Source organism: Methylobrevis albus, assembly GCF_015904235.1.
GTDB classification, from domain to species: Bacteria; Pseudomonadota; Alphaproteobacteria; order Rhizobiales; family Pleomorphomonadaceae; genus Methylobrevis_A; species Methylobrevis_A albus.
Window position 1 is genome coordinate 106,006 of record NZ_JADZLT010000042.1, and the last position, 15,690, is coordinate 121,695.

Genomic DNA, 15,690 nt, shown 5'->3' on the forward strand with positions numbered 1-15,690 from the left:
CCCGCTTCGCAGGAGAGGGGACGATGGGCGATAGGGCTTTCGCAAAGCGACTGTCACGCCGGACCGAAGCACTGGTGAGGCGAATGCTCTGACCTCCTGCGTCCCCTCTCCTGCGAAGCGGGGGAGGGACAGGGAGGGGGGAGGCCGCACGGAAAAGCCCTACCCGCCCCCCGCCCGCGCCGGCACGGCCTTCAGATACGCCGCGATCGCCTCGCGGTCCTCGGCCGGCAGGGCGGCGAGGTTTTCCTGGACGGCGACCATCGAGCCGCCGAAGGAATCGAACTCCGGCGTGAAGCCGCTTTCCAGCGAATAGGCGATCTCCTCGGCGCTCCAGGCGCCGATGCCGGTCGAATCGGGCGTAATGTTCGGGATGCGGCCGTCGCCGTCGGGGTTCGGGGCGCCGGCGAGCCAGGCGGTCCTGTCGAGGCCGCCGATCGCGTCGCGCGGCGTGTGGCACTCGCCGCAGTGGCCGGGGCCCTCGACGAGATACTGGCCGCGGCGGACGAGATCGGAGGCGTCGGCGAGGACCACCGCCGGGACAGGGTCGAGGTAGAGCCGCTTCCAGAGGCCGAGGCCGCGGCGCAGGCTGAACGGGAACGGCAGTTCGTGTGCCGCGACCTGGTTCGGCACCGCAGGCAGGGTGTCCATGTAGCCCTTGAGGTCGATGACGTCGGGCAGCGTCATGCGGGCGTAGGACGTGTAGGGGAACGCCGGATAGAGGTGCTCGCCGCGGCGGCCGACGCCGCGCACCATCGCGTTGACGAAGTCGAGCGTCGACCAGCCGCCGATGCCGGTGTCAGGGTCGGGCGAGATGTTGGGGACGTGGAAGCGGCCGAAATCGGTGTTGAGCGTCACGCCGCCGGCGAGGCGTAGCTTGTCCTCGCCCTTCGCCCCCGGGGCCGCATGGCAGGACGAGCAGCCGCCGGCGTGGAAGATGCGCTCGCCGTTGGCGATGTCGGGCGTGTGGGCGGGCAGGTCGGTCTCGGCGAGGGTCTCGGGCGCCGTCAGCAGCCAGAAGCCGCCACCGCCGAGGAGGGCGGCGAGCGCCGCCAGACCGAACAGCCGCTTGATCACGCTCCGTCTCCTCGTCGCCATTGGCACCGGCGGCAGGATCGATGCTGCGGCGGGGGTGGTCAACCGGTGGATCGGTTCCGACGCTCACTCTGCCGTGACCGTCGGCCGGCCCGAAACGCAAAAAGCCCGGCCGGGGCCGGGCTTTGGAGCGATGCGAACCGATGCGCGTCAGGCGGCGCCGGCGGACCGATAGGGCTTCACGAGGTGCATCAGGCTGGCGTAGGGCAGCAGCGCCGCCACCGCGACCAGCATCTTCACGCCGAAGTCGCCGAGTGCCCAGCCGACCCAGGGCAGGCCGGTGCCGGCGAAGGCGAGGCTGAAGAAGACGGCGGTGTCGAGCGCCGAGCCGAGCGTCGAGGAGGCGAGCGGCGCGCGCCACCAGCTTCCCTGCCGCAGCCGGTTGAAGACCGCGACGTCGAGCAGTTGCGCCGACAGGAACGCCGTGCCGGAGGCGAGCGCGATGCGCGGATCGGCGAGCCAGATCGACAGGGCCACGGCGAGCGCGAAGCCGACATAGATCACCCGCCGGGTCGCGGCGGGGCCGTACCAGCGGTTGGTGAGGTCGGTCACGAGAAACGCGACGGGATAGGTGAACGCGCCCCAGGTGAGCACCTCGTCCAGCCCGAAGGGCGTGAACGGATACTGCACCAGGATATTCGAGGCGACGACCACCGCGCACATCACGGCGACCGACGGCCAGAGCCGCCGGTCGAAGAAGGTGACCGGTCCGCCAGCCATGATCAGGCCGCGACGACGACGTCGTCGTCGAGCTTCTTCGCGATCTGGCGCTTCAGCAGGCGAGCCCGCTGCGACAGTTCGAGGTCCGACGACTTCGCGAGGAAGGCGTCGAGCCCGCCGCGGTGTTCCACCGAGCGCAGCGCATTGGCCGAAACGCGCAGGCGCACGCTCTGGCCGAGCGCCTCGCTCTGCAGCGTGACGCTGCAGAGGTTGGGCAGGAAGCGGCGACGGGTCTTGTTGTTGGCGTGGCTCACGTTGTTGCCAACCAGAACCGCCTTGCCGGTCAGTTCGCACCGACGAGCCATCGTGATATCCTCTTGATCTCAGGGGCTTTCGGCATCGGCCCGGCGACAGGGCACCAAAGGTTGCCACGCCGGAGGCCGGCCGTCCCGCGGGGGAAGCCGATTTCAAAGTGGGTCGTTCTATAGTGAGGCGGCCGGTTCCCGTCAAGCCTTGCAGCCGCGGTGGCGCCGCCCACTCTCGACAGACGGGCTCCGATCGCCGATGATCGAGGGCCGCGCGAATCCGGTGGGATCAAGCGGCACGCTCACGCATTAACGATCCGGTTACCATGGCGGCAGGAGACTTGCCGCGAGTGGCGTCCGGTCGTCGCCGGTTTCCGTTCCCCGCCGGGGTGCGGCCGGCAAACGCGCGAAGATGCTGGCCGATATGTAGATCGGCGCTATCTGACGCTTCGGCTGACCGAGGCGGGCGTGATCGGGGTGGGGCAAGGCCTGGAGGATTGACGGTGCTCGTTGGAACTCGTCTTCTTGATCGACTGCCGGGGCGAGACCGTTCGCCCGGGTCGGCGCGGACGCGCGGGCGGGGCGATCTCCGCCGCCGCGGTGCGGCCGTCGCGGCCGTGGTCGCCGCGGCGCTCTGTGCCCCGGTGCCGGCGCTCGCCGCCGAGGTGAAAGCCCTCTACGACGTCACTTTCGCCGGTATCGGCATCGCCAAGGGCACGCTCGGCGTGATCCTGCGGGGACAGTCCTATTCGGCCAAGGTGCAGATCTCGACCTCGGGACTTGCCCGCATCATCTCGTCGGAAGAGAGCGAGGCGACGGCGCGCGGCAGTTTCTCCGGCGCGCGGGCCTCCCCCGCCTCCTATGAGCTGATGTCGCGCGGCGAGAAGATCACCCAGGTGAACATGTCGCTGTCGGGCGGCGGCGTGCGCAAGCTCGCGGCGCATCCGGAACTCTCGGAGAGCCCGGACCGCATCCCGGTCACCAATGCCGACAAGCGCAACGTCGTCGATCCGCTGAGCGCGGTGCTCATGCCGGTGAAGAAGACCGGCGACACCGACGGCGCGGCCTGCAACCGCACCCTGCCGATCTTCGACGGCTGGACGCGCTATGACGTCAAGCTGTCCTACAAGCAGACGACCAACGTCGCGATCGAGGGCTATTCCGGCCCGGCGATCGTCTGCGCGGCGCGCTGGGTTCCGGTCTCCGGCCACCGCGAGAGCCGCAAGTCGACGCAGTTCATGGCGAACAACCGCGACATCGAGATCTGGCTGGTGCCGGTCGCCGATGCGCCGCTGCTGGTGCCCTACAAGATCGGCGTGCGCACCATGCGCGGCATGCTGACCGTGCAGGCGACCCGCTTCGAGGGCGCTGCCGGCGGCGCCGTCCGCCAGGCCGTCAACTGACCCTGCCGCCGCGGCCGGTTTGGGCGCGCGGCGGTCGACCCCTGCTCCAGACAAGCTCGGTTCCAGTTCGGGGGCGCCTCGCCAGAGGCGCCCCCGAACGCGTTCTGGCGCCGGTTTCAGTGGCGGCGGAACCTCGGGGCGTACTGCCTGTTCGTCTGCATGTCCCGGTTCGGGACGAATTCGTTAACCGTAGCGATGCGACAAGGCCGTAGCGGCCGTGGCCGGCGCGGGAAATAGCGTTGGTCGCGGCGGAACCCACGAGATGCGGTATGGACCAGAACGGGAACTTCGCGAGTTGGGTGATTCGTGCCCGGCCCGTTCCCGTCCCGTGCCAAGGCCGCGAATTCTTAACGGCCGGAGTCGCGCCGGGGGCGGCACAAGTAATCTTTCGTTAAGTCGCGAGTCTTGCCGAATCTTTCTCTTGACAGCGATTCGGGCTCCGAATCGATCGACTCGCGGACTCGAGTCCCCGATTCAATATGCGGCGCTGAAGACTCATAGGGGCGCTTGATCTAGTATGGAACGAACCATGAATACACCCTGGTCGTCGATTCGAGCCGGTTTTGTTCCGAGCTTGTTCTGTCCGGAGATTCGGCGCGCCCTCTGGCCCATGTCCCTGTATGGTGGCGCTCCAAAAAGGACGCGCACGGGGGCGCTGCCCGTGCTAATCAACCGCTCGATCCGGCCCGCCGTGGCCGGTGCCAGCAACGGTCCGAGGCCTGACCGATCGCAATGACCTTTGCCCCGAAGACGCCGCTTGCCCCGGTCGCTCGCGCCCGGAACGTCACGGCGGTGCTGGGTCCGACCAATACCGGCAAGACCCATCTCGCGATCGAGCGCCTCGTCGGCCACGACAGTGGCATGATCGGCCTGCCGCTGCGCCTGCTCGCCCGCGAGGTCTACACCCGCGTCGCCGAGAAGGTCGGGGTCGGGCTCGTCGCGCTGGTGACCGGTGAAGAGAAGGTGGTGCCGCCCGGCGCCCGCTTCATCGTCGCGACCGTCGAGGCGATGCCGCGCGACATCGACGTCTCCTTCGTCGCCATCGACGAGGTGCAGCTCGCCGCCGATCTCGACCGCGGCCACGTCTTCACCGACCGAATCCTCAACATGCGCGGCCGCTACGAGACGCTGCTGCTCGGCTCGGGCACCGCGCGCGGCCTGATCGAGAAGCTGCTGCCGGGGGTCAACGTGGTGACCCGGCCGCGGCTGTCGCAGCTGCTCTATGCCGGCTCGAAGAAGATCACCCGGCTGCCGCGGCGCTCGGCGGTGGTCGCCTTCTCGGCCGAGGAGGTCTACGCGATCGCCGAGCTGATCCGGCGCCAGCGCGGCGGGGCCGCGGTGGTGATGGGCTCGCTCAGCCCGCGCACCCGCAACGCCCAGGTCGAGCTGTTCCAGTCCGGCGACGTCGAGTTCCTCGTCGCGACCGACGCGGTCGGCATGGGGCTGAACCTCGACGTCGAGCACGTCGCCTTCGCCCAGGCGCGCAAATTCGACGGCTACCAGTACCGCAACCTGGTACCGGCCGAGCTCGGCCAGATCGCCGGACGCGCCGGCCGGCACCTGCGCGACGGCACCTTCGGCGCGACGGGGCAGGTGCCGCCGTTCGACGACGACGTGGTGCGCGCGATCGAGTCCCACGACTTCGAACCGCTGCGCACCTTCCAGTGGCGGAGCGCCGAACTCGACTTTCGCGACATCGACCGGCTGCGCGCCTCGCTCGACCGTCCCCCCAACACCGAGGGCCTGACGCGGGCCTTGCCGGGTGACGACCAGCGCGCGCTCGACTATGCCCTGCGTGACGGCGACGTCGCGGCGCTGGCCACGACGCGCGAGAGGGTTGCGTTGCTCTGGGACGTCTGTCAGGTTCCCGACTTCCGCAAGATCTCGCCTGCCCAGCACGGAGACCTGATCGTTGCGCTGTACGGCTTCCTTGCCGCCGGCGGCGTCATTCCGGAAGACTGGCTGGCTCGCCAGCTCGCCTTCGCTGACCGCGTCGACGGGGATATCGACGCGCTGTCGGCCCGCATCGCCCAGGTGCGGACATGGACCTACGTCGCCAACCGTCAGGACTGGCTGAGCGACTTCCGGCACTGGCAGGCACGCACCCGTGACATGGAGGATCGGCTGTCCGACGCCCTCCACGAGAAATTGACCCAGAGGTTCGTCGATCGCCGAACTTCCGTTCTGATGAAACGCTTGAGAGAAAACGCCATGCTGGAAGCCGAAATCAAAGAGACTGGCGCCGTGCTCGTCGAAGGGCAGCACGTCGGCGAGCTCCATGGGTTCCGGTTCGTGCCCGACCAGACCGGCGACGGTCCCGACGCGAAAGCGGTGCGGGCCGCGGCGGCGAAGGCGCTCGCGAGCGAGATCGACAAGCGCGCCGAGAAGCTGGGCCGGGCCCCGAACGAGGATTTCGTGCTGTCGTCCGATGCGACGATCCGCTGGCTCGGCCAGCCGGTCGCCCGCCTCGTCGCCGGCGAGGAAGTGCTGAAGCCGGTCGTCCTGCTGCTCGCCGACGAGCAACTCAGCGGCCCGCCGCGCGACGCCGTGCAGGCTCGGCTCGGCCAGTGGGTCACCGCCCACATCGGCACGCTGCTGAAGCCGCTGACCGACCTGCGCGATGCCGCCGACCTCGAGGGCCTCGCCCGCGGCGTCGCCTTCCGCATGGTCGAGGCGCTCGGCACGCTCGACCGGCAGGAGGTCGCCGACGACGTCAAGGCGCTCGACCAGACGCCGCGCGCCACCATGCGCAAATACGGCGTCCGCTTCGGCGCCCACCACATCTACCTGCCGGCGCTGCTGAAGCCGGCCCCCGCCAGCCTCGTCGCGCTGCTCTGGGCGCTGAAGCACGGCAGCCTCGACATGCCGGGCCTCGCCGAACTGCCGCAGTTGTCGGCGTCGGGGCGCACCTCGATCCCGGTCGACCCGAGCTTCGACAAGGTGCTCTACCGCCTCGTCGGCTTCCGCGTCGCCGGGCCGCGCGCGGTGCGTCTCGACATCCTCGAGCGCCTCGCCGACATCATCCGGCCGCTGGTCGCCTGGAAGCCGACCGACGGCGCGACGCCGCCGGTGGGCGCGATTGCCCAGGGTGGCGGTTTCACCGTGACCGTGGCGATGACGTCGCTGCTCGGCTGCGCCGGCGAGGATTTCGCGGCGGTGCTGCGCGGTCTCGGCTACCGGCTGGAGCGGCGCACGGTGAAGGTCGCTGCCCCGGCGCCTGCAGCGGACGCGGCACCGGCCGAGACCGCGGCGGCTGAGACGGCTGCCCCGGTGACGGAACAGACCGCTACCGACGCCGTCTCCGACGCCTCCCCGGACGCGCCCTCGGATGCCCCCTCGGACGCCCCTGTGGCGGACGTCGCCGCGGACGAGACGATCGCTCCGGCCGAGACCGAAACAGCCGCCGAAGCCGAAGTATCCGCCGAGGCGGCCGCCCCGGCCGAAAATTCTGACGGCGACGCCGACGTGGCCGAGACGGCTGCTGCGGACGGACCCGTCACCGAGGACGCTCCCGAAGGCGTGTCCGCGGAGTCCGATGTGTCCGAAGGCGAAACAGACGCCGCCGTGGCGGCCGAGGCCGAAGCGCCGGCGAATGCCGAGCCGGAAGAGCAGGTCATCGAGATCTGGCGACCGGGCCGCTTCGATCGCGGCCGGCGTGACGGTCGCGGTGAGGGCCGCGGCGAAGGTCGTGGCGGCGCCGGGCGCGGTGAAGGCCGGGGCGAAGGCCGGGGCGGTGATCGCCGTGGTGGACACCGCAGCGGCCAGGGTGCCGGGCATGGCGCCGCGTCGGGGGGCGCGAGCCAGCCGTCGGGGGATCAGGCTTCGGGCGCGCCGACCGCAGTCGGCGAGCCGCGCAGCCGCCGCGACGAGCAGCGCAAGCGTGGCACCGATTTCGGCTCCGACCGCTCGGGCGGCAAGCCGCGCTTCGATCGTCCGCGCGGCGAGCCGAAGGGTGATCGCCCGGAGGCCCGGGCCGACAACCGTCCCGACAGCCGTCCGGCCGACAAGCCGGTGCGGCGCGAGCGGCCGGTCGATCCGACCTCGCCGTTCGCCGCCCTTGCGGCGCTGAAGGCCGATCTCGAGGCCAAGGCGCGCAAGAAGTGAGCCGGACGACGCTGAGCGCCGTCACCGGCACCGCCCCCCGAACCGGGGGTGACGCGGGAGGCGGTGGACGGTGAAGGACGGCGTCCAGCGCATCGACAAGTGGCTCTGGTTCGCCCGCGTCGCGAAGACGCGGACGCTGGCGGCCAAGCTGGTCGCGGGCGGCGGGGTGCGGGTCAACAAGGTCCGCACCGACGCGCCGGCGACGGCGGTGCGCGTCGGCGACGTGCTCACCATCGCGGTCGCCCGCAGCGTGCGCGTGCTGAAGGTCGCCGGGCTCGGCGAGCGCCGCGGCCCGGCACCCGAGGCGGCGCTACTCTACGAGGATCTCTCCGAGCCCGTCGTCCGCGTCGCGGTCGATCCCGTCGCGGCGGCGACGACGGCGGCCCCCGGCGAGCGGGAGCCCGGCAGCGGTCGCCCGACCAAGCGCGAGCGGCGGCAGACCGACCGGCTCGAGCCCGGCCCCGGCGACGACTGAATGCAAGGCCGCATGCCATGCGCCTGCCGCATGCCGGCGGCCCCCTTGCCTCGCCCGGCAAACTCCTTTAGGCACCGCAACAAAGTCGCCTTGCGCCGTTTCACCCGGAGTGCGTCATGACCTACGTCGTCACCGACAACTGCATCCGTTGCAAGTACATGGATTGCGTCGAGGTGTGCCCGGTCGACTGCTTCTATGAAGGCGAGAACATGCTCGTCATTCATCCCGACGAATGCATCGACTGCGGCGTCTGCGAGCCTGAATGTCCGGCCGAGGCGATCAAGCCGGATACGGAATCGGGCCTCGATCCGTGGCTGAAGCTCAACGCCGACTATGCCTCGAAGTGGCCGAACATCACCTCGAAGCGCGAGGCCCCCGCCGACGCCAAGGATTTCGACGGCGTCGAGGGCAAGCTCGAGAAGTACTTCTCGCCGGAGCCGGGGGAGGGCAGCTGAGCGGGAGCGGCGCGGGGGTCTCCCGCCAGGCGCCAAAGGCCACCGGCCGGCGCAGATCCATCTGAAGCAGCCATGCATTCCAGGCTGGTGAGATCGGCAGCGCCGCACTCGCCGGCCCGAATCTGCTTCCAATTCAGCCGATTGTGTGATAACAAAACTACGGCAGTCGACAATCTGCCCCCGTCGCATATGCGCCCCCGCTGGGGCCTTTTTATTGGTCGGTCTCCCTCAGGCTGATTGAAGGCGTCGCGCCGCACTCCCGCGGTCGTCGACCCGTGCGCGACGTGGCGGCATCACCCGGATCGGCTGGTACAACGAAAGAGCTCGCCGGCACGAAGGATCCTCACGAGCCTATTGCACGGATCTGACGCGGCTCGCCGCGCGGTGGTCCGGCGCTAGCCCCTCTGATGATCCGAATTGCCTGAAGACCGACCTGACCTGCGGCGCACGTCCTCCCACCGCGCCGCGGATCCGACCGGTTGCTTCGTCCCGGCGTCGCAAGGAGTGGATAGACCGAATGGCCACGAGCAAGAAGTCCGCCCAGCGCAATGGGTTCAAGACGAGCGAATACATCGTTTATCCCTCTCACGGCGTCGGACAGATCGTCGCCATCGAGGAGCAGGAAATCGCCGGCCTCAAGCTCGATCTCTTCGTGATCGCGTTCGAGAAGGACAAGATGACCCTCCGGGTTCCGACCCATAAATGCGACTCGGTCGGCATGCGCAAGCTCGCGGACGCCGAGACGGTGGACAAGGCGCTGGAGACCATCAAGGGGCGGGCGCGCGTCAAGCGGACGATGTGGAGCCGCCGGGCTCAGGAATACGAGGCCAAGATCAACTCGGGCGACCTCGGCGCCATCGCGGAAGTGGTGCGCGACCTGCACCGCGCCAGCTCGCAGCCGGAGCAGTCCTACTCCGAGCGGCAGCTCTATGAGGCCGCCCTCGATCGAATGGCCCGCGAGATCGCCACCGTGCTGCGCATCACCGAGACCGAAGCCGTCGTCCGCATCGAGGACAACCTGACGAAGAGCCCGCGCCGCGCCGGCCAGCGTCCGGAAGAGGCGGTCGAGGACGACGACGTCGAGACCGAAGCGGCCTGAGCCGTCCCCGGAATCTCGCTTCACGCTGATTTGAACCGCCCCGGATCGCCAGATTCGGGGCGGTTTTGCTTGGTTTCCGGGCCGGCCGCCCGCCGCGCCGCCGGTTTCTGCCATCCGCGCTGAAATCCTCCCCCCCAGCCGCCGCGTATACGCAGCAGGACGGGGGAACGGGAGCAAGCGATGGCATATCGAGATCCGGAAAACCGGCAGATCGTCAAGGCCGCAATGGCGGCCCCCTATCTGGAACGCGACGAGGAACGTCAACTCGCCGTCGAATGGCGCGACCAACGTTCGCAAGCCGCCCTCGATCGCCTGACCCGGTCGCACATGCGCCTCGTGATCTCGATGGCATCGAAGTTCCGCGCGTTCGGCCTGCCGCTCGCCGACCTGATCCAAGAAGGCCACGTCGGCCTGCTCGAGGCGGCCGCCCGGTTCGAGCCCGACCGCGAAGTGCGCTTCTCGACCTATGCCAGCTGGTGGATCCGCGCCGCGATCCAGGACTACGTGCTGCGCAACTGGTCGATCGTGCGCGGCGGCACCTCCTCGGCGCAGAAGGCGCTGTTCTTCAACCTGCGCCGGCTGCGCGCGCGCATTCTGAAGACCGGGGCGACCGTGGCGGACGACGAGGTGCACCGCCAGATCGGGCTCGCGATCGGGGTGTCCACCGCCGACGTGTCCCGCATGGCCTCCAGGCTGTCCGCGCCCGATACGTCGCTGAACTCGCCGGTCTCGGATGCCGACGAGAGCAGCGCCGAACGGCAGGACTTCCTCGTCTGCACCCGGCCGCTGCCCGACGAACTCGTCGAGCGCTCGGTCGACGAGACGCGGCGCCTCGAATGGCTGCGCAGCGCCATGGACGTACTGTCGTCGCGCGAATTGCAGGTGCTGCGCGAACGCCGGCTGAGCGAGGACGGCGAAACGCTGGAGTCGCTCGGCGTCCGCCTCGGCATCTCCAAGGAGCGGGTGCGGCAGATCGAGTCCCGCGCCATGGAAAAGCTGAAGTCGGCGCTGGTGAAGGCCCATCCGGAAATCGCGCCGTCGCCGTAAGGCGGCGGCATGGGGGGCTTGCCTTGGAGGCGCTCCGGGGGTGGAACTTGGCTCATGGCTGGGTTGGTCGGGCCGGAAGCGGCGCGATTGGTTGGAAGCCGCGCGGTCGGCTCGCACCGGGCGGGGCATCGGTCGCAGGAACGTGCCGGCGGAAGAGCAGCTTCTATAACAACGTCTCGATCGTCTTCGCCGGGCTTGACCCAGCGAGTCACTGGTCATGGCCGGCGCCCCGGCTTTTCCCTCGCCCTTCGAGACAGCCGCTTCGCGGCTTCCTCAGGGTGAGGGAAAAGGACAAGCTTTTGTTGCAGAAAGAAAACTACCGGAGGCCTCATCCTGAGGAAGCCGCAAAGCGGCTGTCTCGAAGGACGGGGCCGGGTGCGCCGGCCTGTGCCGTCGCGCTGAATCGGACAGCAATGGGTCAAGCTCGCTAATGACGACGAGGAGTATTGTTGACGACGGAGAGGACTTCGAGCGCGGCCGCCTTGGCGGATAGGCCCTTGCATCCGTGCTGGCTCGCTCCCTGGCGCTTCCCACCTCTCATCCCAACTATTGTTATTCCCCCACAGGCATCAATCCGGGCACGACGGTGCCCGGGCACGACGGTGCGGCGACGCCTGCGCTGGATTCCCGGATTGCACGGGAATGACGATGGATCGGGTGTGCCAATGCGATCGTGCGGGGACGCCTGCTATGGATTTGCGGCTAAGCGGGAATGACGACCAAAGGCAAAGGATGACGCGCCAAGAGCCAGCCCCGGACCCAGCCTTTCCCGCCCCCAGTCAGCTGGTCGGCAGCTTCACCGTGGCGGCGCCGACGATCGGGCCGATGCGGCCGTTGGAGGTGGTCTGCAGCAGCACGGCGCAGCCGTTGGCGCCGTCGCGCATCAGGTCGGCGACGGGATATTCGATGACGAGGTCTTCGCCGGCCCACATGCCGATCGGCTGAATGCGGCGGACGATGTTGTGGTAGGTGACGCTGCGGCCGGTGTTTTCGCCGCGACCGATCTCGACCTGCTCGGAGTCCGAGTAGGAGACCAGCCAGATCGTCGGATCTCCGCCGTGCAGTTTGGCGCCGGCCGGCACCTTCACGATCACCCGGTCGCCGGCGAGGATCGCGGTGACCTCGACGCTGAACCCGGCGCCGTCGGCGTCGAGGTCGGCGAGTTCGCTGCGGATGCCCGGCTCGTCGCTGCCGACGACATGGATGCGGCCGTTGATCACCGCTTGCGGCGTGTAGACGGCGTTGTCGCCGCGGCTCATGGCGTAGTCGCGCTGGCGCGAGGTGTTCTCGTCGCGCGCGAAGCTGTCCTTCCAGCCGAGATAGTCCCAGTAATCGACGGCGAGGCTGAGGGCGAGCACGTCGGGGTCGTCGGCGAGGCGGCCGAGCACGGCGTCGGCCGGTGGGCAGGACGAGCAGCCCTGGCTGGTGAAGAGTTCGACCACGGCCTTCGGCCCGGCATCGGCCGCCGCCGGCATCATGATGGCCACCAGCCCGAGAGTCGCGGCCGCGAGCTTGCCTCGCTCCGTCGCCGTCCGTCGTGCGTGAAGCCAACCGGTCATCGCCTCAACTCACCTCAACTGCCCGAGACCGCTCCCGCCGGACGTGGTGGGGGTCTCACTCCCGGAAAATAGGTTCCGTTACGTCACGCCGCCACTCACTTCGGGGTGAAGTCGTGCGTGTACGCAGCGAAACGCTCAGCCGGAGGCGGGTTCGCCGGCGCCGACGCTGCCGCGGCGCAGGGCGGTGACGTCGATCTCGACCTTCATTTCCGGCGTGACGAGACCGGCGATGATCATGGTGCCGGCCGGGCGGATGTCGCCGAAGACGCGGCCGAGCTCCTCGAAGACGGCGGGGATATCGGAGCGGTCGGTGACGACGTAGCGGGCACGCACCACGTCCTCGAGGCCGAAGCCCGCCTCGGCGAGCGCCTTGGCGATGGTGGCGATGACATTGCGGGTCTGCTCGCGCACGTCGTCGGGCATGGTCATGGTGGCATAGTCGTAGCCGGTGGTGCCGGCGACGAAGCACCAGTCGCCCTGGGCGACCGCGCGGGAATAGCCGGACGCCTTCTCGAAGGGCGAGCCGGTGGAAATCAGGCGGCGCTCGGCCATGGGTCTATCCTTCTCAGCGGCGGGTCAGGTCGTGGCGGGGCGGGAGGCGACGGCGAGCAGGGCGCCGGCGGCGATCAGCAGGCCGCCGCTCGCCTTGTTGACGGCGCCGAGCAGCCCGCGCGAGCGGGCAAAGCCGCCGAGCCGTTCGCCGGCGACGGCGTAGATCACCACGGCGGCGACCTCGAGCGCCAGCGCCGCGGCGCCGAGCAGCACGAACTGGCCGAAGGCCGGCTGCGACGGGTCGACGAAGGGGGCGAGGAAGGCGGTGAACACCAGCATCGCCTTCGGATTGGTGATCGCGGTGAGGAACTCGCGGCGGAGCAGCGCCGGCAGCCGCGCGCCGGGGCCGGCCTCGACGGTACCGTCCAGCCCGTCACCGGCGCGCAGCATGCGCCAGCCGAGCCAGACGAGATAGGCGGCGCCGAGGATCTTGAAGGCGGTGAACAGCGTCGCCGACGTCGTGATCAGCGTGCCGAGCCCGATCGCCGCGCCGAGCACGAACAGCGCGAACGGCGGAAACCGCCCCGCGGCGGCCACCAGCGCCGTCGCGGTGCCGAAGCGGGCGCCGTGGCTGAGCGCGAGCAGGTTGTTCGGCCCCGGGTAGAGGCTGAGCGCAAAGGCGGCCGGCACGAAGACGGCCCAGCTCTCGAAGGTCATGCGCGGGTCACGGCGAAGCGGGCTCCGGTGCCGGGGCGGGCCGTGGCCGGCCGGCGCCCCGAAGTCAGGTCAGTGCGATCCCATCCCGCGATCCGATCACGCCCAGGGATGCGCGTCGGCGAGCTTCGTCTCGTAGCCGGCGATGGCCGACTGCTTCTCGAGGGTGAGGCCGATGTCGTCGAGGCCGTTGAGCAGGCAGTGCTTCTTGAAAGCGTCGATCTCGAAGGTGATCTCGCCGCCGTCCGGGCCCTTGATGGTCTGGGATTCCAGATCGACGGTGAGCGTCGCGTTGGAGCCGCGCTCGGCGTCGTCCATCAGCAGCTTCAGCTGCTCCGGCGTCACCACGATCGGCAGGATGCCGTTCTTGAAGCAGTTGTTGTAGAAGATGTCGGCAAAGCTGGTCGAGATCACGCAGCGGATGCCGAAGTCGAGCAGCGCCCACGGGGCGTGCTCGCGCGAGGAACCGCAGCCGAAGTTGTCGCCGGCGACCAGGATCTCGGCGGTGCGGTAGGCCGGCTTGTTCAGCACGAACTCGGGGTTCTCGCTGCCGTCGTCCTTGTAGCGCATCTCCGAGAACAGGCCGGTGCCGAGGCCGGTGCGCTTGATCGTCTTCAGATACTGCTTCGGGATGATCATGTCGGTGTCGACGTTGATGATCGGCATCGGCGCCGCGACCCCGGTCAGCGTGGTGAACTTCTGCATCGGATCATCCTTCGGTTCGTGTGTCAGCCGGCGGACCGGCGCTCAGGCGGCGGCGCGGTCCGGAGCGGCGACGAGGCCGGTCGCGGGGTCGACGCCCAGCATCAGGTTGAGGTTCTGCACGGCGGCGCCCGAGGCGCCCTTGCCGAGGTTGTCGTAAACCGCGACCAGCACCGCCTGGTCGCCGGCGGCGTTGCCGAAGACGTGGAGGCGCATGGCGTTGGTGCCGTTGAAGCCGCGCGGGTCGAGCCCGGCGACGCGGTCGGTCGCTTCGAACGGGGCGACGGTTACGAAGGTCTCGCCGGCATAGCGGTCGGCGAGCGCGGCGTGGAGTTCGGCCGGCGTCACGGTCTTCTCCAGCGACCAGAGCTGCAGCGGCACGAAGGTCAGCATGCCCTGCGCGAAGGCGCCGACGGCCGGCTGGAACAGCGGCGCATGGGCGAGGCCCGCGTAGGCCTGCATTTCGGGCAGGTGCTTGTGGGCGAGCTTCAGGCCGTAGGGCATGTACGGGACGGCGTCGGCCGCGGTCTCGTAGTCCTCGATCATCTTGCGCCCGCCGCCCGAATAGCCCGACAGCGCGTTCAGCGTCACCGGAAAGTCGGCCGGCAGCAGGCCGGCCTCGACCAGCGGCCGGACGGTGGCGATCAGGCCCTGCGGGTAGCAGCCGGGGTTGGTGACGCGCTTGGCGCCGGCGATTGCGGCCGCCTGGTCCGGTGCCATTTCGGCAAAGCCGTAGGTCCAGCCCGGCGCGGTGCGGTAGGCCGAGGAGGCGTCGATGATGCGGGTCGCGGGATTTTCGACGAGCGCCACGGCCTCGCGCGCCGCCTCGTCGGGCAGGCAGAGGATGGCGACGTCGGCCTCGTTGAGCAGGCGGGCGCGCGCCGAGGGGTCCTTGCGCTCGGCGGGATCGATCGAGATCAGGCGCAGGTCGGTGCGATCCCCGAGGCGCTCGCGGATCTGCAGGCCGGTGGTGCCGGCTTCGCCGTCGATGAAGACCTTTTTCATGCGTTCTCGTCCTTCCCGCCGCATCGCGGAATTCCGCCGGTCTCATACACCGCGGCGGCCGGCGTGTCATGTGGCTGGAACGGCCGTCACGCTACTCGGCGTCGGCCTCGATCGCGTCCATGTCGTCGTCGGAGAGGCCGAAGTGGTGGCCGATCTCGTGGATCAGCACGTGGCTGACGATCGCGCCGAGCGTTTCGTCGTGCTCGGCCCAGTAGTCGAGGATCGGGCGGCGGTAGAGCCAGATCCGGTTCGGCAGCCGGCCGGTGACGCCGGCGGCCGCGTCGTGGGCGAGGCCGGTGCCCTCGAACAGGCCGAGCAGGTCGAACGGGTCGTCCATCTCCAGCGCGTCGAGCGCCTCGTCGTCGGGAAACTCGGCGACGCGGATCTCGATGTCGCCGGTGAGGGCCCTGAAGTCGCCGGGCAGGCCGGCATAGGCGACCCGGGCGAGCTCCTCGAACACCTCGAGCCCCGGTGCCTTGCGCTCGTCCCACTGCGCCGCCTCGCGGCTGACGGTCCCGCTCTGCATCACCTTCGCTCCCAACCGCTGCTGCCGGCCCCTCTATACACCCTCGCGGGCC

15 protein-coding genes are annotated in these 15,690 nt (G+C 69.5%); 6 read left to right on the forward strand and 9 right to left on the reverse strand.

Annotated features, from left to right (window positions below; genetic code table 11):
• Window positions 1–159 precede the first annotated feature (159 nt).
• The 3 genes from I5731_RS05570 to rpmB form a co-directional block, all read right to left on the reverse strand.
• On the reverse strand, window positions 160–1,074 hold the full coding sequence (locus I5731_RS05570; RefSeq protein ID WP_407941820.1) for a c-type cytochrome: 915 nt from the start codon (window positions 1,072–1,074) through the stop codon (window positions 160–162).
• Window positions 1,075–1,242: 168 nt separating this feature from the next.
• Window positions 1,243–1,812, reverse strand: coding sequence for a queuosine precursor transporter (locus tag I5731_RS05575; RefSeq protein WP_197310381.1), 570 nt, complete (start codon window positions 1,810–1,812; stop codon window positions 1,243–1,245).
• 2 nt (window positions 1,813–1,814) lie between these two features.
• A complete protein-coding gene (gene rpmB, locus I5731_RS05580; protein ID WP_197310382.1) occupies window positions 1,815–2,117 on the reverse strand; it encodes a 50S ribosomal protein L28 in 303 nt (100 codons plus the stop codon).
• A 557-nt stretch (window positions 2,118–2,674) separates the two neighbouring features.
• Here rpmB and I5731_RS05585 point away from each other — a divergent pair.
• The 6 genes from I5731_RS05585 (at window position 2,675) to I5731_RS05610 (ending at window position 10,640) form a co-directional block, all read left to right on the forward strand.
• A complete protein-coding gene (locus tag I5731_RS05585) occupies window positions 2,675–3,460 on the forward strand; it encodes a DUF3108 domain-containing protein (RefSeq protein ID WP_197310383.1) in 786 nt (261 codons plus the stop codon).
• 732 nt (window positions 3,461–4,192) lie between these two features.
• The gene (locus I5731_RS05590; protein ID WP_197310384.1) at window positions 4,193–7,564 is read left to right on the forward strand and encodes a helicase-related protein; all 3,372 of its coding nucleotides are present in this window, start codon (window positions 4,193–4,195) and stop codon (window positions 7,562–7,564) included.
• A gap of 70 nt (window positions 7,565–7,634) precedes the next feature.
• Window positions 7,635–8,039: an RNA-binding S4 domain-containing protein gene (locus tag I5731_RS05595; protein ID WP_197310385.1), complete on the forward strand. Its 405-nt coding sequence runs from the start codon at window positions 7,635–7,637 to the stop codon at window positions 8,037–8,039.
• Between the two features lie 116 nt (window positions 8,040–8,155).
• Window positions 8,156–8,494: a ferredoxin FdxA gene (gene fdxA, locus I5731_RS05600; RefSeq protein ID WP_197310386.1), complete on the forward strand. Its 339-nt coding sequence runs from the start codon at window positions 8,156–8,158 to the stop codon at window positions 8,492–8,494.
• A gap of 517 nt (window positions 8,495–9,011) precedes the next feature.
• Window positions 9,012–9,593, forward strand: coding sequence for a CarD family transcriptional regulator (locus I5731_RS05605; RefSeq protein WP_197310387.1), 582 nt, complete (start codon window positions 9,012–9,014; stop codon window positions 9,591–9,593).
• 180 nt (window positions 9,594–9,773) lie between these two features.
• Window positions 9,774–10,640 carry an RNA polymerase factor sigma-32 gene (locus I5731_RS05610; RefSeq protein WP_197310388.1) on the forward strand — a complete coding sequence of 289 codons (867 nt, stop codon included), beginning with the start codon at window positions 9,774–9,776 and terminating at the stop codon, window positions 10,638–10,640.
• A gap of 779 nt (window positions 10,641–11,419) precedes the next feature.
• Here the strand turns inward: I5731_RS05610 and I5731_RS05615 are convergent.
• The 6 genes from I5731_RS05615 to I5731_RS05640 form a co-directional block, all read right to left on the reverse strand.
• Window positions 11,420–12,118 (reverse strand): DUF1223 domain-containing protein, encoded by a 699-nt coding sequence (locus I5731_RS05615; protein ID WP_235981579.1) that lies wholly within the window; start codon window positions 12,116–12,118, stop codon window positions 11,420–11,422.
• A gap of 216 nt (window positions 12,119–12,334) precedes the next feature.
• Window positions 12,335–12,751 carry a RidA family protein gene (locus tag I5731_RS05620; protein WP_197310390.1) on the reverse strand — a complete coding sequence of 139 codons (417 nt, stop codon included), beginning with the start codon at window positions 12,749–12,751 and terminating at the stop codon, window positions 12,335–12,337.
• 24 nt (window positions 12,752–12,775) lie between these two features.
• The gene (locus tag I5731_RS05625) at window positions 12,776–13,408 is read right to left on the reverse strand and encodes a LysE family translocator (RefSeq protein WP_197310391.1); all 633 of its coding nucleotides are present in this window, start codon (window positions 13,406–13,408) and stop codon (window positions 12,776–12,778) included.
• A gap of 96 nt (window positions 13,409–13,504) precedes the next feature.
• Complete coding sequence (gene leuD, locus I5731_RS05630) at window positions 13,505–14,110, reverse strand: 3-isopropylmalate dehydratase small subunit (protein ID WP_197310392.1); 606 nt, start codon at window positions 14,108–14,110, stop codon at window positions 13,505–13,507.
• A 42-nt stretch (window positions 14,111–14,152) separates the two neighbouring features.
• Entirely contained in the window at window positions 14,153–15,112 is a 960-nt protein-coding gene (gene argC, locus I5731_RS05635) for an N-acetyl-gamma-glutamyl-phosphate reductase (protein WP_197310393.1), read from the reverse strand.
• 91 nt (window positions 15,113–15,203) lie between these two features.
• A complete protein-coding gene (locus I5731_RS05640) occupies window positions 15,204–15,638 on the reverse strand; it encodes a metallopeptidase family protein (protein ID WP_197310394.1) in 435 nt (144 codons plus the stop codon).
• Window positions 15,639–15,690: the final 52 nt, after the last annotated feature.